At 68.2% G+C, this 13,818-nt stretch carries 18 protein-coding genes; 11 read left to right on the top strand and 7 right to left on the bottom strand.

Going from position 1 to position 13,818, the window contains the following annotated elements; all coding sequences use genetic code 11:
• The first annotated feature begins 54 nt into the window (after positions 1-54).
• Positions 55-468 carry a RidA family protein gene (locus AWC03_RS08155; RefSeq protein ID WP_085240012.1) on the top strand — a complete coding sequence of 138 codons (414 nt, stop codon included), beginning with the start codon at positions 55-57 and terminating at the stop codon, positions 466-468.
• On the opposite strand, the gene AWC03_RS08150 is transcribed toward AWC03_RS08155, so the two are convergent.
• The gene (locus tag AWC03_RS08150) at positions 417-782 is read right to left on the bottom strand and encodes a DUF952 domain-containing protein (protein ID WP_085240011.1); all 366 of its coding nucleotides are present in this window, start codon (positions 780-782) and stop codon (positions 417-419) included. The genes AWC03_RS08155 and AWC03_RS08150 overlap by 52 nt on opposite strands.
• Positions 783-918: 136 nt before the next feature.
• Between AWC03_RS08150 and AWC03_RS08145 the strand changes: the two genes are divergently transcribed.
• Both AWC03_RS08145 and AWC03_RS08140 read left to right on the top strand, forming a co-directional pair.
• Positions 919-1,104, top strand: coding sequence for a DUF7455 domain-containing protein (locus AWC03_RS08145; RefSeq protein ID WP_082945686.1), 186 nt, complete (start codon positions 919-921; stop codon positions 1,102-1,104).
• 64 nt (positions 1,105-1,168) lie between these two features.
• Complete coding sequence (locus AWC03_RS08140; RefSeq protein WP_085240010.1) at positions 1,169-2,140, top strand: YihY/virulence factor BrkB family protein; 972 nt, start codon at positions 1,169-1,171, stop codon at positions 2,138-2,140.
• A gap of 8 nt (positions 2,141-2,148) precedes the next feature.
• Here AWC03_RS08140 and AWC03_RS08135 read toward each other — a convergent pair whose 3' ends face one another.
• Positions 2,149-2,388 (bottom strand): DUF3039 domain-containing protein, encoded by a 240-nt coding sequence (locus AWC03_RS08135; RefSeq protein ID WP_067924016.1) that lies wholly within the window; start codon positions 2,386-2,388, stop codon positions 2,149-2,151.
• 45 nt (positions 2,389-2,433) lie between these two features.
• Here AWC03_RS08135 and AWC03_RS08130 point away from each other — a divergent pair, with 45 nt between their 5' ends.
• From AWC03_RS08130 to AWC03_RS08120, 3 genes are all read left to right on the top strand, one after another.
• Positions 2,434-2,847: a DUF3099 domain-containing protein gene (locus AWC03_RS08130; RefSeq protein ID WP_420845652.1), complete on the top strand. Its 414-nt coding sequence runs from the start codon at positions 2,434-2,436 to the stop codon at positions 2,845-2,847.
• A 108-nt stretch (positions 2,848-2,955) separates the two neighbouring features.
• Positions 2,956-3,945: a sigma-70 family RNA polymerase sigma factor SigB gene (gene sigB, locus AWC03_RS08125; RefSeq protein WP_067924022.1), complete on the top strand. Its 990-nt coding sequence runs from the start codon at positions 2,956-2,958 to the stop codon at positions 3,943-3,945.
• Between the two features lie 127 nt (positions 3,946-4,072).
• Positions 4,073-4,762: an iron-dependent transcriptional repressor DtxR gene (locus tag AWC03_RS08120; protein ID WP_085240008.1), complete on the top strand. Its 690-nt coding sequence runs from the start codon at positions 4,073-4,075 to the stop codon at positions 4,760-4,762.
• 16 nt (positions 4,763-4,778) lie between these two features.
• On the opposite strand, the gene AWC03_RS08115 is transcribed toward AWC03_RS08120, so the two are convergent.
• Complete coding sequence (locus AWC03_RS08115; RefSeq protein WP_085240007.1) at positions 4,779-5,834, bottom strand: DUF4192 domain-containing protein; 1,056 nt, start codon at positions 5,832-5,834, stop codon at positions 4,779-4,781.
• 111 nt (positions 5,835-5,945) lie between these two features.
• Between AWC03_RS08115 and sthA the strand changes: the two genes are divergently transcribed.
• Positions 5,946-7,361: a Si-specific NAD(P)(+) transhydrogenase gene (gene sthA, locus AWC03_RS08110; RefSeq protein WP_085240006.1), complete on the top strand. Its 1,416-nt coding sequence runs from the start codon at positions 5,946-5,948 to the stop codon at positions 7,359-7,361.
• Here sthA and AWC03_RS08105 read toward each other — a convergent pair.
• Positions 7,358-8,212: a trypsin-like serine peptidase gene (locus AWC03_RS08105; protein ID WP_085240005.1), complete on the bottom strand. Its 855-nt coding sequence runs from the start codon at positions 8,210-8,212 to the stop codon at positions 7,358-7,360. The two genes, sthA and AWC03_RS08105, sit on opposite strands and share 4 nt — an antisense overlap.
• Before the next feature lie 197 nt (positions 8,213-8,409).
• Between AWC03_RS08105 and AWC03_RS08100 the strand changes: the two genes are divergently transcribed.
• Genes AWC03_RS08100 through AWC03_RS08090 form a run of 3 tightly spaced genes read left to right on the top strand, consistent with a single transcriptional unit; the run spans position 8,410 to position 11,194 of the window.
• Complete coding sequence (locus AWC03_RS08100; RefSeq protein ID WP_085240004.1) at positions 8,410-9,384, top strand: proteasome assembly chaperone family protein; 975 nt, start codon at positions 8,410-8,412, stop codon at positions 9,382-9,384.
• A gap of 45 nt (positions 9,385-9,429) precedes the next feature.
• Entirely contained in the window at positions 9,430-10,461 is a 1,032-nt protein-coding gene (locus AWC03_RS08095; RefSeq protein ID WP_085240003.1) for an alpha/beta fold hydrolase, read from the top strand.
• A 46-nt stretch (positions 10,462-10,507) separates the two neighbouring features.
• On the top strand, positions 10,508-11,194 hold the full coding sequence (locus AWC03_RS08090; RefSeq protein WP_085240002.1) for a PhzF family phenazine biosynthesis protein: 687 nt from the start codon (positions 10,508-10,510) through the stop codon (positions 11,192-11,194).
• 19 nt (positions 11,195-11,213) lie between these two features.
• On the opposite strand, the gene AWC03_RS08085 is transcribed toward AWC03_RS08090, so the two are convergent.
• The 3 genes from AWC03_RS08085 to AWC03_RS08075 form a co-directional block, all read right to left on the bottom strand.
• Positions 11,214-11,699 carry a peroxynitrite isomerase gene (locus AWC03_RS08085; protein WP_085240001.1) on the bottom strand — a complete coding sequence of 162 codons (486 nt, stop codon included), beginning with the start codon at positions 11,697-11,699 and terminating at the stop codon, positions 11,214-11,216.
• A gap of 64 nt (positions 11,700-11,763) precedes the next feature.
• Positions 11,764-12,228, bottom strand: a complete 465-nt coding sequence (nrdR, locus tag AWC03_RS08080) for a transcriptional regulator NrdR (RefSeq protein WP_085240000.1) — start codon at positions 12,226-12,228, stop codon at positions 11,764-11,766.
• An 86-nt stretch (positions 12,229-12,314) separates the two neighbouring features.
• Entirely contained in the window at positions 12,315-12,809 is a 495-nt protein-coding gene (locus AWC03_RS08075; protein ID WP_085239999.1) for a LysM peptidoglycan-binding domain-containing protein, read from the bottom strand.
• 290 nt (positions 12,810-13,099) lie between these two features.
• Between AWC03_RS08075 and lexA the strand changes: the two genes are divergently transcribed.
• Positions 13,100-13,798 (top strand): transcriptional repressor LexA, encoded by a 699-nt coding sequence (gene lexA, locus AWC03_RS08070; RefSeq protein WP_085239998.1) that lies wholly within the window; start codon positions 13,100-13,102, stop codon positions 13,796-13,798.
• Positions 13,799-13,818: the final 20 nt, after the last annotated feature.

Here is a 13,818-nt window from a genome sequence, read left to right as displayed (position 1 = left end):
GCCTGCCCGGAAAATCCGTCGCGCAGCCGGCGGCGGCGTCGTACGGTGACTGCCATGTCAGCCCACCGCACCCTGGTCTCGTCCGACTCCGAGTTCGAAACGGCCGTCGGCTATTCGCGCGCGGTCCGGGTCGGCCCGCACGTGTCGGTGGCCGGAACGACCGGCGCCGGACCGGCCGGAGATATCGCGTCGCAGGCTCGAGACGCCTTGCGCCGCATCGAGATTGCGCTCGGGCAGGCGGGCGCGACGCTCACCGATGTGGTGCGCACCCGCATCTACGTCACCGACATCTCGCGCTGGCGCGAGGTCGCCGCGGTGCATGCGCAGGTCTTCGGCGCCATCCGTCCCGCGGCGACCATGGTAGAGGTGTCGGCGCTGATCGCACCCGAGTTCGCGGTAGAGATCGAGGCCGACGCCTACGTGCCGTCCCCCGCAGGCGGGAACGCGCCGTCGGGCCCCGGCCGGTAGTCGGTGACCCGGATCACGGCGTTCGCGGGCAGCGGGCCGTACAGGTGCGGGAACAGCATCGACGCGGGATCCGTTGCTACACCTGGTTCCCACCGCACCTCGGAGTCCAATCGGGCCGGATCGATGTGCAGCAGAACCAAGTCACCGCGACCGCGGTAGAGCCGGTTGGCCGGCAGATGAACCTGGTCGGGCGTCGACAGATGGATGAACCGCCCGCCGCCGGACGCGTCGGGGCGAATCTCACCGCACTTGCGGGCACGGGACCACTCGTCGCGCCCGCACAGATGTACCAGCAGGTCAGGAGCGAAGGCCACGAATGATCACTGTAGAGAGCACTACGAAACGAAACGTTTACAGCCCGTGAGAAACGACACACCCGATAACGATCAGGGAACAACGCGAAAACCCCATACGTCTGAGAGAGTGAATGAAAGCAAGAACGGAGAAGCCATGAATGCAACTCTGACCAGTCCCGAGCTAACCCGTGCGGACCGCTGCGATCGCTGCGGTGCCGCTGCTCGAGTCCGCGCCAAGCTGCCTTCTGGAGCCGAGCTTCTCTTCTGCCAGCATCACGCCAACGAGCACGAGGCGAAGCTGACCGAGCTGTCTGCCGTGCTGGAGGTCAGCGGAAGCTAGTTCCGCCAACTCACCCGTCGCCAATGTGGGCGACGGGGGCGGTCTTCGGTAATGCTGGACGGGTATGAGCGATCAAGTCGCAAGACCGTCCCGCCATCACATCCGGCGACTCAGTCTGAGGACCCTCTCGAAAAGCTGGGATGACTCCATCTTTTCCGAGTCGGCGCAGGCGGGTTTCTGGTCGGCGCTGTCGCTACCGCCGCTGCTGCTGGGGATGCTGGGCAGCCTCGCCTACGTGGCGCCGTTGTTCGGCCCGGACACGTTGACGGCGGTCGAGAAGAGCATCATCTCCGCGATCCGCAGCTTCTTCTCGCCCAGCGTCGTCAACGAGATCATCGAGCCGACCATCCGCGACGTCACCGCCAACGCCCGCGGCGAGGTGGTGTCGGTCGGCTTCCTCATCTCGATGTGGGCCGGATCGTCGGCGATCTCGGCCTACGTCGATGCGGTGGTGGAGGCGCATGACCAGACTCCCCTGCGCCACCCCGTGCGCCAGCGGCTTTTCGCTTTGTTCCTCTACGTGGTGATGCTGGTCTTCGTGGTGTGCGTTGCGCCGGTGCTGGTGGTCGGTCCGCGCAAGCTGAGCGAGCACATCCCGTACAGCCTGGCCAATGTGCTGCGTTACGGCTACTACCCGGCGCTGATCCTCGGCCTGCTGGTCGGGGTGGTCATTCTGTACCGGGTGGCGCTGCCCGAACCGCTGCCGACGCACCGGCTGATCTTCGGTGCCGTGCTCGCCACGGCGGTCTTCCTGATCGCCACGCTGGGGCTGCGGGTCTACCTGCGGTGGATCACCAGCACCGGCTACACCTACGGCGCGCTGGCCACCCCGATCGCGTTCCTGTTGTTCGCGTTCTTCGGTGGTTTCGCGGTCATGCTGGGCGCCGAACTCAACGCCGCCATCCAGGAGGAGTTCCCGGCGCCCAAGACGCACGCGCACCGGCTGCGCAAGTGGCTGGAAGCCCGCCTGACCGTGCGGAAGCGACCGACTGGTTCCTCGCCGGAGCGGGCACCCGCCGACAACGCGACGCTGTGACGGCGGGCCTAGCCCTTCTTCATCCGGTCGTAGATCCGCTTGCAGTCCGGGCACACCGGCGATCCCGGCTTGGCCGCCTTGGTGACGGGGAAGACTTCCCCGCAGAGCGCCACCACGTGGTTGCCCATGACCGCGCTCTCGGCGATCTTGTCCTTTTTGACGTAGTGGAAGTACTTCGGCGTATCGCTGCCGGTCCCGTCGTCGACGCGTTCGTCGGTCTCGGTGCGTTCGATCGTCTGGGTCTGCATGCCTCACATTGTGCCCCGTGACTCGCCTCTGCCGGAATCGGCCGGGTGTGGGAGAGTGGAGAAATGAAGCGCGAATCCGATCTGGGGTTCGACGATGAGGGCCGACCGGTGCTCATCACCGCCGCTGCACCCTCCTACGAGGAGCAGCACCGCGCGCGGGTCCGGAAATACCTGACGCTGATGGCGTTTCGGATCCCGGCCCTGATCCTGGCGGCGCTGGCGTACGGCGCCTGGCACAACGGTCTGATCTCACTGGCGATCGTGGCCGTGTCGATCCCGTTGCCATGGATGGCGGTCCTGATCGCCAACGACCGGCCGCCCCGGCGCCCGGACGAACCCCGGCGGTTCGACGACGCCGAGCGACGGACGCCGCTGTTCCCCAGCGCCGAGCGGCCGGCGCTCGAGGCGCACCCGCATCCGCACTCGACCTGGCCCATGGGACCGCAGGGCTGGGAATAGTCCGCAGTTCTTAGGACATTCTCAGGTCGGCGGGACATTTGTGCACGTCAAGACGTGTGAGATGGAATGGGGCTGGGAACTCTCAGGGCTGATCTGTCGTTGAACTCAATGACAGTACAAGCCGAACGGGAGGTCGCTATGGCGAACGCCAGCACGAGCAGATTTGATGGCGATCTGGATGCTCAAAGCCCCGCCGCGGACCTCGTGCGCGTATATCTCAATGGCATCGGTAAGACGGCGCTGCTGAACGCGGCGGGCGAGGTTGAACTGGCCAAGCGCATCGAGGCCGGGCTCTACGCCGAGCATCTGCTCGAAACTCGCAAGCGCCTCGGCGAGAACCGCCGACGCGACCTCGAGGCCGTGGTGCGCGACGGCGAGGCCGCGCGCCGTCACCTGCTGGAAGCCAACCTGCGCCTGGTGGTGTCGCTGGCCAAGCGCTACACCGGTCGCGGGATGCCGTTGCTGGACCTGATCCAGGAAGGCAACCTGGGCCTGATCCGCGCCATGGAAAAGTTCGACTACACAAAGGGTTTCAAGTTCTCCACCTACGCCACGTGGTGGATCCGCCAGGCCATCACCCGCGGCATGGCCGATCAGAGCCGCACCATCCGGTTGCCGGTGCACCTGGTCGAGCAGGTCAACAAGCTGGCCCGGATCAAGCGGGAGATGCACCAGAACCTGGGCCGCGAGGCCACCGACGAGGAGCTGGCGGCCGAATCGGGCATCCCGGTGGAGAAGATCAACGACCTGCTCGAGCACAGCCGCGACCCGGTAAGCCTCGACATGCCGGTCGGCTCCGAGGAGGAAGCCCCGCTGGGCGACTTCATCGAGGACGCCGAGGCGATGTCCGCCGAGAACGCGGTGATCGCCGAACTGCTGCACACCGACATCCGCAGCGTGCTCGCCACGCTCGACGAGCGCGAGCACCAGGTGATCCGGCTGCGGTTCGGCCTGGACGACGGCCAGCCGCGCACGCTGGACCAGATCGGCAAGCTCTTCGGCCTCTCCCGCGAGCGGGTCCGGCAAATCGAGCGGGACGTAATGTCCAAACTCCGCCACGGCGAGCGCGCCGACCGGCTACGGTCGTACGCGAGCTAAGGCTCCCGGAACTAGTAGCAAGACGGTATGCCCGCCGCGGACGCGGCGGGCATACTGCTTGTCGGGGAAGCGTTACACCCATTCACGCAGCTGGCCAAGTAGACTCGGCGTCGATGGAGGGTGCTGAATGAACGACCTGGTTGACACCACCGAGATGTACTTGCGGACCATCTACGACCTCGAAGAAGAGGGCGTTACGCCGCTGCGCGCGCGCATCGCCGAGCGCCTCGAGCAGAGTGGGCCGACTGTCAGCCAAACCGTATCCCGCATGGAGCGCGACGGGCTGCTCCACGTCGCCGGCGACCGCCACCTGGAACTCACCGACAAGGGCCGGGCGTTGGCCATCGCCGTGATGCGCAAGCACCGCCTTGCCGAGCGGCTGCTCGTCGACGTCATCGGGGTGCCCTGGGAGGAAGTGCACGCCGAGGCATGCCGGTGGGAACACGTGATGAGCGAGGACGTCGAGCGGCGGCTGGTGAAGGTGCTCAACCACCCGACCACCTCCCCCTTCGGCAACCCGATCCCGGGGCTTCTGGACCTGGGCGTGGGCCCGGAATCCGGGGCGGAGGAAGCCATGCTGGTCCGGCTGACCGAGTTGCCGCCCGGCTCGCCGGTGGCCGTCGTCGTCCGCCAGCTGACCGAACACGTGCAAGGCGACATCGACCTGATCACCCGTCTGAAGGATGCCGGCGTCGTGCCCAACGCCCGGGTGACCGTCGAGACGGGGCCCGCCGGGGTCACCATCGTCATCCCCGGCCACGAGAACGTCACCCTGCCGCACGAGATGGCGCACGCCGTCAAGGTCGAGAAGGTCTGACCCGCTCGCCGTCGGGCTAGCACGCCCTGCGGCCCAACCGGCGCGGCGGTATCCGCACACCGAGCTGTTTGGCCAGCCGATAGCCGGTGAGCGCCAATTCCCGAATGTCCTCGGGCCGCAGCCCCGACTGCAACGCCGTGTCCAGCATGCCCGCCATCCGGTGGTCGGGCCGGCAACGCAGTGCGGCCTCCAGCGATACCCCGGCCAGCGGCCCGTCGCCGCGGGCGTAGGCACTGAACGCGAGCAGCACGAGGGCCTCCACCCGCCACGGTGGAGGCAGGGTGCGGGCCAGCAACGCCCACAATGACTCCGCCTCGCCAGCGTTCTCGCCGACGGCCAGGGCGTAGAGGATGTCGCGCACCTGCGCGTCGCTCAGGGCGCAGGCCAGCTTCGCCAGCTGGGCGTCCGACGGCACCTGGCCGGCGGCCGCACGCGACGCCACCGTCATGGCGAGCCGCACGTCGCCACGCACGCAGCGGTCCGGGTCGGTGCGGTGGGCCGCCCGGCGTCTGGTCGCCTGCCGCTCGATCACCCCGGTCAGCCCGGCGCTGCGCGCCGCGTCCTCGGGCGTGATGACGGCCTGCAGGTCAGCGCGGCGCGCGTAGAGCCGCCTGCCGTCGAGCACCGCCGCGGCCGCCAGCGGCGACGCCGAGGGATCGTCGACCGGGCCGCTCGAACCGCAGCCGTCCACGCAATGCCAGCGCCCGCCGAGCGCGACGCGGTCGACCACATGGGCCGCCCACAGCTCGATACCGTGATCCGACAACGACTTCGCCAGCGCGCCGCACACCTGCCGGTAGTCCTCGTTACAGGATGGACAGTGCGCCCCCTCCGCGTCGACGATGACCGCAATCGCGGCGTCGGGCCGGGCCGCGGCGGCGACATCCGCGAGGTGCCTGACCCCGGCGGCGAGTTCTTCGGAGAGGTCGACGCGCAGCACCGCGCCGAGGTCACCACCATCCAAAGACACCACTACCAATGAGTTTTCGGGGACGAAGCCGAGAACGGCCGGCAGGGCGGCGATGAGTGCGCCGGGGCGGTTCAGTTTGAAGTCAGGTCGATGCGTCGTCATGGGCACCACGGTGACGGGCCCCGCCGTCAACGGGCGCTCGCGAGAACGGGTGTAATTGGGCACCTGTGCATGAACCCGGCACTGTGAGTTCTGCTGCTCTACTGTTTACCCATGAGTTCGGCGCAAGAGTACGACATGGTGGTCATCGGTTCGGGGCCCGGCGGGCAGAAGGCCGCCATCGCCTCGGCCAAGCTCGGCAAGTCGGTCGCGGTCGTCGAACGGGGCCAGATGCTCGGCGGCGTGTGCGTCCAAACCGGCACCATCCCGTCAAAGACGTTGCGCGAGGCCGTCCTTTACCTCACCGGGATGAGCCAGCGCGAACTGTACGGGGCGAGCTACCGGGTCAAAGAGAAGATCACCCCGGCCGACCTGCTGGCCCGCACCCAGCACGTGATCGGCAAGGAAGTCGACGTGGTGCGCAACCAGCTGATGCGCAACCGCATCGATTTGTTGCTGGGCCACGGCCGCTTCGTCGACCCGCACACCATCGAGGTGGAAGACCCCTCCCGACGCGAAAAGCTCACCGTCAGCGGCAAATACATCGTCATCGCCACCGGCACCCGACCGGCGCGGCCGTCCGGCGTCGAGTTCGACGAGGAGCGGGTGCTCGACTCCGACGGGATCCTCGACCTCAAATCGCTGCCCACCTCGATGGTGGTGGTCGGCGCCGGGGTGATCGGCATCGAGTACGCCTCGATGTTCGCCGCGCTGGGCACCAAGGTCACCGTCGTGGAGAAGCGGAGCGACATGCTGGACTTCTGCGACCCTGAGGTCGTGGAGGCGCTGAAATTCCACCTGCGCGATCTGGCGGTGACGTTCCGGTTCGGCGAGGAGGTGACGGCGGTGGACGTCGGCTCGGCGGGCACCGTCACCACCTTGGCCAGCGGCAAGCAGATCCCCGCCGAGACGGTGATGTACTCCGCGGGGCGCCAGGGCCAGACCGATCACCTCGACCTGCACAACGCCGAGCTGGAGGCCGACGGCCGCGGGCGAATCTTCGTCGACGACTTCTTCCAGACCAAGGTGCCGCACATCTACGCCGTCGGCGACGTGATCGGCTTCCCCGCCCTGGCCGCGACGTCCATGGAACAGGGCCGGCTGGCCGCCTACCACGCCTTCGGGGAGCCGACCGACGGCATCACCGAGCTGCAGCCGATCGGCATCTACTCCATTCCCGAGGTCTCGTACGTCGGCGCCACCGAGGTCGAGCTGACCAAGGACGCGATCCCCTACGAGGTCGGCGTGGCCCGGTACCGGGAACTGGCCCGCGGCCAGATCGCCGGCGACTCCTACGGCATGCTCAAACTGCTGGTATCCACCGATGATCTCAAGCTGCTGGGCGTGCACATCTTCGGCACCAGCGCCACCGAGATGGTGCACATCGGGCAGGCCGTGATGGGCTGCGGCGGCACAGTCGAGTACCTGGTCGACGCCGTGTTCAACTACCCGACGTTCTCCGAGGCCTACAAGGTGGCCGCGCTCGACGTGATGAACAAGGTGCGCGCGCTCAACCAGTTCCGCCACTAGCAGCTGTCGTCGGGCTCACCCGGGATCGGGTCGCCGGGGCCGCCCGCGTCGGCGCGGGCCAGCAGCTGCGCGGTCTGCGCGTCGAACGGCGCCGAATACGAGACGTTTGCGGCGCACCCGCCGCGCTCGAAACCACCGATCACCCCGGTCAGCGTCGTGCCGTTGACCCAGGGGGCGCCGCTGGTGCCGTCCACCAGCCCCTCGCACGGAAACGAGGGAAACCCCGCCTCGGTCAACGACGTGCTGGCCTGGCATCCGATGGGCGCCCCGCCCACGCCGGCCGGGTAGCCCATCACGGTGATGTGACTACCGGGCGGCGGGGTCGTGCCCAGCGTCAGCGCCAGGCCGGCACGTGCCTCGACCGAGCTTCCCGCGTCGTTGCTCATGCGCGCGATCGCGTAGTCGGCGTTGGGGTCCTTGCTGGCGGTCCAGCGGGGGTCGAGGTAGACCGCGTCGGCCTTCCACACATCGGTCGGGGGCGGGGGCGCGTCGCCGGAGAAGCCCGGCACGAACGTGATTTTGGACGCCCCGGCCAGGCAGTGCGCCGCGGTGATCATCAGGTTGCCGCCCGCGGAATGCACCACCGACCCCGTGCACACGTGCAGAAGGCTGCCGTCGATGAAGATGGCGCCGACGCGCTTGTCCGGGTCCACCGGTCCCGCGACCGCCTTTTGCTCGGGCTTTTGCTCGGGCTGACTGAGCCGTTGCGCCGGCGCACCGCTTCGCGGAGGCGGCGGCGGCGGCGGAGCCGACGCACGATCGCCCGGCGGCCGCTTGCACGACGTCACTGACGTTGCCACGGCGACCACCAGGCACAGCATCACGGTCGGTACGCGCATCGCTGTCATCATGCCTGACGCCTGCGCGACGGGCCGACTCCAACGCGTCGCGTCCCCCAGACCCGCCGGCAAGGCGCATTCGCCACCCCCACGATGTTCTCTTCTGGATTAAACGCGAACTTCACACCGCTGTTCGATATTGGCGCCCACCGATTCGGGGGACACTGGTAGGGCACCCTGGAGAGATCCCCGAGAGGAGGCGGTCGGTGATGGCTCACGGTCAGGATCCGCAGGAACCGGACTACCAGCCGGGACAGGCCGGCATGTACGAGCTCGAGTTGCCCGCGCCGCAGCTGTCGACGTCGGACGGTCGAGGCCCGGTGCTGGTGCACGCGCTGGAGGGCTTCTCGGACGCCGGTCACGCGATCCGGCTGGCCTCGTCGCATCTGAAGGCGGCCCTGGACACCGAGTTGGTCGCGTCCTTCGCCATCGACGAACTGCTCGACTACCGGTCGCGGCGGCCGATGATGACCTTCAAGACCGACCACTTCACCAGCTATGAAGAACCCGAGCTGAGCCTGTACGCCTTGCGCGACACCATCGGGACCCCGTTCCTGCTGCTCGCCGGCATGGAGCCCGACCTGAAGTGGGAGCGCTTCATCACCGCGGTCCGCCTGCTGGCCGAGCGCCTGGGCGTGCGTCAGACGATCGGCCTGGGCACCGTCCCGATGGCGGTTCCGCACACGCGGCCCATCACGATGACGGCGCACTCCAACAACCCGGAGTTGATCGCCGAGTTCACCCCGTGGATCTCCGAGATCCAGGTCCCGGGCAGCGCGTCCAACCTGCTGGAGTACCGGATGGCCCAGCACGGTCACGAGGTCGTCGGCTACACCGTGCATGTGCCGCACTACCTGACGCAGACCGACTACCCCGCCGCCGCCGAGGCGTTGCTCGAGCAGGTGGCCAAGATCGCGTCGCTCGAGCTGCCGCTGACGGCGTTGACCGAAGCGGCGGCGGTCATCCGCACCAAGATCGACGAGCAGGTCGAGGCGAGCGCGGAGGTTGCTCAAGTGGTGACCGCGCTCGAGCGCCAGTACGATGCCTTCATCGACGCTCAGGAGAACAGGTCGTTACTAGCAAGAGACGAGGACCTGCCTAGCGGCGAAGAGCTTGGCGCAGAGTTCGAGCGATTCCTCGCCCAGCAGGCGGAGAAGAAGCGCGACGACGACGACCAGGCCTGACCTTTCCCCCGGCCCGCATCCCGGCCCGACACCAAGGTTGGCGACATGACCGAGCGGAAGCGCAAGAGCACTCTCCGCCCGGTGCGTGAGGTCGCCGCCCCCCGGCTGGAATTCCGCACCATCCACGGGTACAAGCGGGCCTACCGGATCGCCGGTGACGGGCCCGCGATCCTGCTGGTCCACGGTATCGGCGACAACTCCACCACGTGGAATACCGTGCAGGCCAAGCTGGCCCAGCGGTTCACCGTCATCGCCCCCGACCTGCTGGGCCACGGGCGATCCGACAAACCACGCGCGGACTACTCGGTCGCCGCCTACGCCAACGGGATGCGCGACCTGCTCAGCGTGCTCGACATCGAGCGGGTGACCGTCGTGGGCCATTCGCTGGGCGGCGGCGTCGCCATGCAATTCGCCTACCAGTTCCCGCATTTGGTCGACCGGCTGATCCTGGTCGCCGCCGGTGGCGTCACCAAGGATGTCAACGTCGCCCTCCGGCTGGCCTCGTTGCCGATAGGCAGCGAGGCCCTCGCCCTGCTGCGGCTGCCCCTGGTGCTGCCGGCGGTTCAGCTGGCGGGGCGCATCGCGGGCCTGGCGATCGGATCCACCGGGCTGGGGCGCGACCTGCCCAACGTGTTGCGGATCCTCGACGACCTGCCGGAGCCGACGGCCTCGGCGGCCTTCAGCCGGACCCTGCGCGCGGTGGTGGACTGGCGCGGCCAGATCGTCACCATGCTCGACCGGTGCTACTTGACCGAAGCGATCCCGGTGCAGATCGTCTGGGGCACCAAGGATGTGGTCGTCCCCGTTCGGCACGCGTGGATGGCTCACGCCGCCATGCCCGGCTCCCGCCTGGAGATCTTCGAAGGCTCCGGCCACTTTCCGTTCCACGACGACCCGGCCCGCTTCATCGACGTGGTCGAACGCTTCATCGACGGCACCGCACCCGCCGAATACGATCAGGCGGCCCTGCGCGCGTTGCTCCGCAGCGGCGGCGGCGAGAAGGCCGTCAGCGGCCCGGCGACCACCCGCGTCGCCGTGCTCAACGCCATGGGCTCCGACGAACGCAGCGCTACCTGAACCACCTTGATCGGTGCGCCCGGGTCCGGGGCCGTACAGTCGGGCCATGGGTATCGACGTCACCGTGTTGCGGGTGTTCACCGATCGGGACGGCAATTTCGGCAATCCGCTCGGCGTCGTGGATGCCGGCCGGGTCGAACCGGCGGACCGGCAACGGCTGGCAACTGAATTGGGCTACAGCGAAACGGTTTTCATCGATATTCCCGCCGCCGGGTCAACCACCGCGCACGCCACCATCTACACCCCGCTGATCCAGATTGCGTTCGCGGGGCACCCCACGGTCGGCGCGGCGTGGTGGTTGCGGGAGAACCGTACGCCGATCAACACGCTGCAGGTGTCGGCGGGCCTGGTACAGGTGAGTTACGCCGACGACCGCACCGGCATCAGCGCCCGCTCGGAGTGGGCGCCCGAGGTCGCGCTGCACGAATTCGGTTCGCCCGACGAGCTTCTGGCCGCCGACCCGGGGGATTTTCCCGACGACACGGCGCACTACCTGTGGGCCTGGACGGACCAGGCCGCCGGTTCGCTGCGCGCCCGCGTGTTCGCCGCCAATCTCGGCGTGCGGGAAGACGAGGCGACCGGCTCGGCGGCGATGCGCATCACCGACTATCTCAGCCGCGACCTCCACATCACCCAGGGCAAGGGATCGATCATCGAGACGACGTGGAACGCCGAGGGCTGGGTGGGGGTGGCCGGCCGCGTCGTCAACGACGGTGTCCGCCATCTGAACTGACCCCGGCCGGCCCCGGCGCTCAGCGCTGGCGGTGCAGCACCGCGGCGAGGTGGTGCTGCAACGGTTGCCCGACCGCCCCCATCCGCACCGAATACGACAGCTCATCGCCGTCGATGCGGAAAGAGCGGCCCAGCGAGGTGACCTCCTTGGCGGTCGGGGTGAGCCCGACGTCCGTTGTGGAGAGCTCGATTTCGATCAGGCCGCCGCTGACCGTATACGTGCCCACCTCGATTTCGGTGATGCCGCTCGGATGGGCCAGCACCAGCTCGAGGTGACCGGGTTGCGGCACGCGCAGGTAGCCGGTCTCGGCGTGCAACGGCTTGCCGTCGGCCGCCGCCTTGGTCTTTTGCGCGTACGCCAGAAACGGCTTGCCGACGTGAGAGAAGACCACTTCTTCGAGGTAGTCGAAGGGCTCGATCGTCGGGTACTCCCCCGCTCCCCGGCCGGCCCAGGTGCCCAGAAGTGGCGCCAGGGAGTCGAGATCGGGATGCAAGTCCATGGGCATGAAAACGAGCCTAGCCGGGCGGGGATGGGGACCGGCACGGCCCGCCGGCGCTGCGGGCCGGGGGTCAGCCCGGCGTCGTGACCTGACGGTGTTCGCGCAGCGCCTGGATCTCGCGTTCGAAATCCTCGGCGGACTCAAAGGACCGGTACACCGACGCGAACCGCAGGTAGGCCACTTCGTCGAGGTCGCGCAGCGGGCCGAGGATGGCCAGGCCGACCTCGTGACTGGGGACCTCGGGCGAACCCGCGGCGCGCACGGTGTCCTCGACCTGCTGGGCCAGCAGGTTCAGCGCATCGTCGTCGACCTGGCGGCCCTGGCAGGCCCGGCGGACCCCGCTGATGACCTTCTCCCGGCTAAACGGTTCGGTGACACCGCTGCGTTTGACCACAGCCAGCACCGCGGTCTCCACGGTGGTGAAGCGCCGTCCGCACTCGGGGCACGATCGGCGGCGCCGGATGGCCTGCCCTTCATCGGTTTCCCTCGAGTCGATCACCCGGGAATCGGGATGACGACAGAACGGACAATGCATGACCGCTCCTTCGCCGTTCCGACAACCAGGTACCGCAGCACTTCGAGCGTACCCGTGCGCCCACCTGCGCGGGCGAGGCCCGGGTGTCAGCCGACGGGGGCGATCAGCGTCTGGCCCGCCACCACATTCGGCGAGTTCATGTCGTTGAGTTCACGAATGCGGTCGGCGACCTGCCGGGCCGGAGCGTCCGGAGCCACCCGGTGAGCGACGTCTTGCAGCGACTCGCCCGCCTCGACGCGTACGACGGCCAACCGGTCCGGTAAGTGCGCAGCCGAGCTGCCGGAGTCGCCGTTGAGCACCTGGCCGACGTTGCCGACCAGGCCCAGCCACAGGGTGATCGCGCCGGCGGCCAGCGCCAGCCAGATCGTGGTCGCCACCGTGACGGGCCGCCTGCGGTGCGGCGCGCCCGACATCGCGACGCCGGTGCCGCGGTAGCGCGCGGGCGCGCCCGCCGGCCGCGACGGGCCGGGGCGGCGCAGACGATCCAGCCCGTCCCGGCCGTAACGAAGGCCCTGGACCGGTCCGTTGACCGGACGCCGTGGGCTGCCGGTACGCGGCGCCAGCGTGTGGATGATTGTCATCTGCGTTCCTCCGGTCAACTAAATTCGCTCAGCTGTTCGACTGTATCGCTCGTGTGTTCGAAATCCGAACATGTGAGCGAAGCGTGTCGCACGAGCCGAACGCTAGACCACCCCACCGACAAGTTCGCGGGCGCTAGCGCTGACATGCGGCTGAAATACCCGATCCGCCGAAGAGTTACACCTTTGTGATTTACGACTTCGGCGTGTTTTTCGCGCGCGGCGGAGCGGTGGCGACACGCTAGTCGAACACATGTTTGATTCTTGGGCGCGCTGGGGTTACATTCAGTGCCATGAGCGACAGCAACGACACCTCATCGGCCGGCGCGGACGGTCGGCTGCACGCCGTCGATTCATCGCTGACCGAACGGCAACGGACCATCTTGAACGTCATTCGCGCGTCGGTCACCAGCCGTGGCTATCCGCCGAGCATCCGGGAGATCGGTGACGCCGTCGGTCTGACGTCGACGTCGTCGGTGGCGCATCAGCTGCGCACACTGGAACGCAAGGGATACCTGCGTCGCGACCCGAACCGCCCCCGGGCGGTCGACGTCCGCGGCGCCGATGACGACGTGGCGGCAGCGACCACCGAAGTCGCCGGCTCGGACGCGCTGCCGGAGCCGACGTTCGTTCCGGTCCTCGGGCGCATCGCGGCCGGTGGCCCCATCCTCGCCGAGGAAGCCGTCGAGGACGTCTTCCCGCTGCCGCGCGAGCTGGTCGGCGAGGGCACGCTGTTCCTGCTCAAGGTCGTCGGCGACTCGATGATCGAGGCGGCGATCTGCGACGGCGACTGGGTGGTCGTGCGACAGCAGAACGTCGCCGACAACGGCGACATCGTCGCCGCCATGCTCGACGGGGAAGCCACCGTGAAGACCTTCAAGCGCGCGGGTGGTCAGGTATGGCTGATGCCGCACAACCCGGCGTTCGATCCCATTCCCGGCAACGATGCGACCGTGCTCGGCAAGGTCGTCACGGTGATCCGCAAGGTCTAGCGCCGTCGCGGCCGCCGGCC

The organism is Mycobacterium europaeum, assembly GCF_002102155.1.
In the GTDB taxonomy this organism is placed as follows: domain Bacteria; phylum Actinomycetota; class Actinomycetes; order Mycobacteriales; family Mycobacteriaceae; genus Mycobacterium; species Mycobacterium europaeum.
The sequence above is the reverse complement of the archived record's forward strand: the minus strand, read 5'-3'. Positions and strand labels throughout refer to the sequence as shown.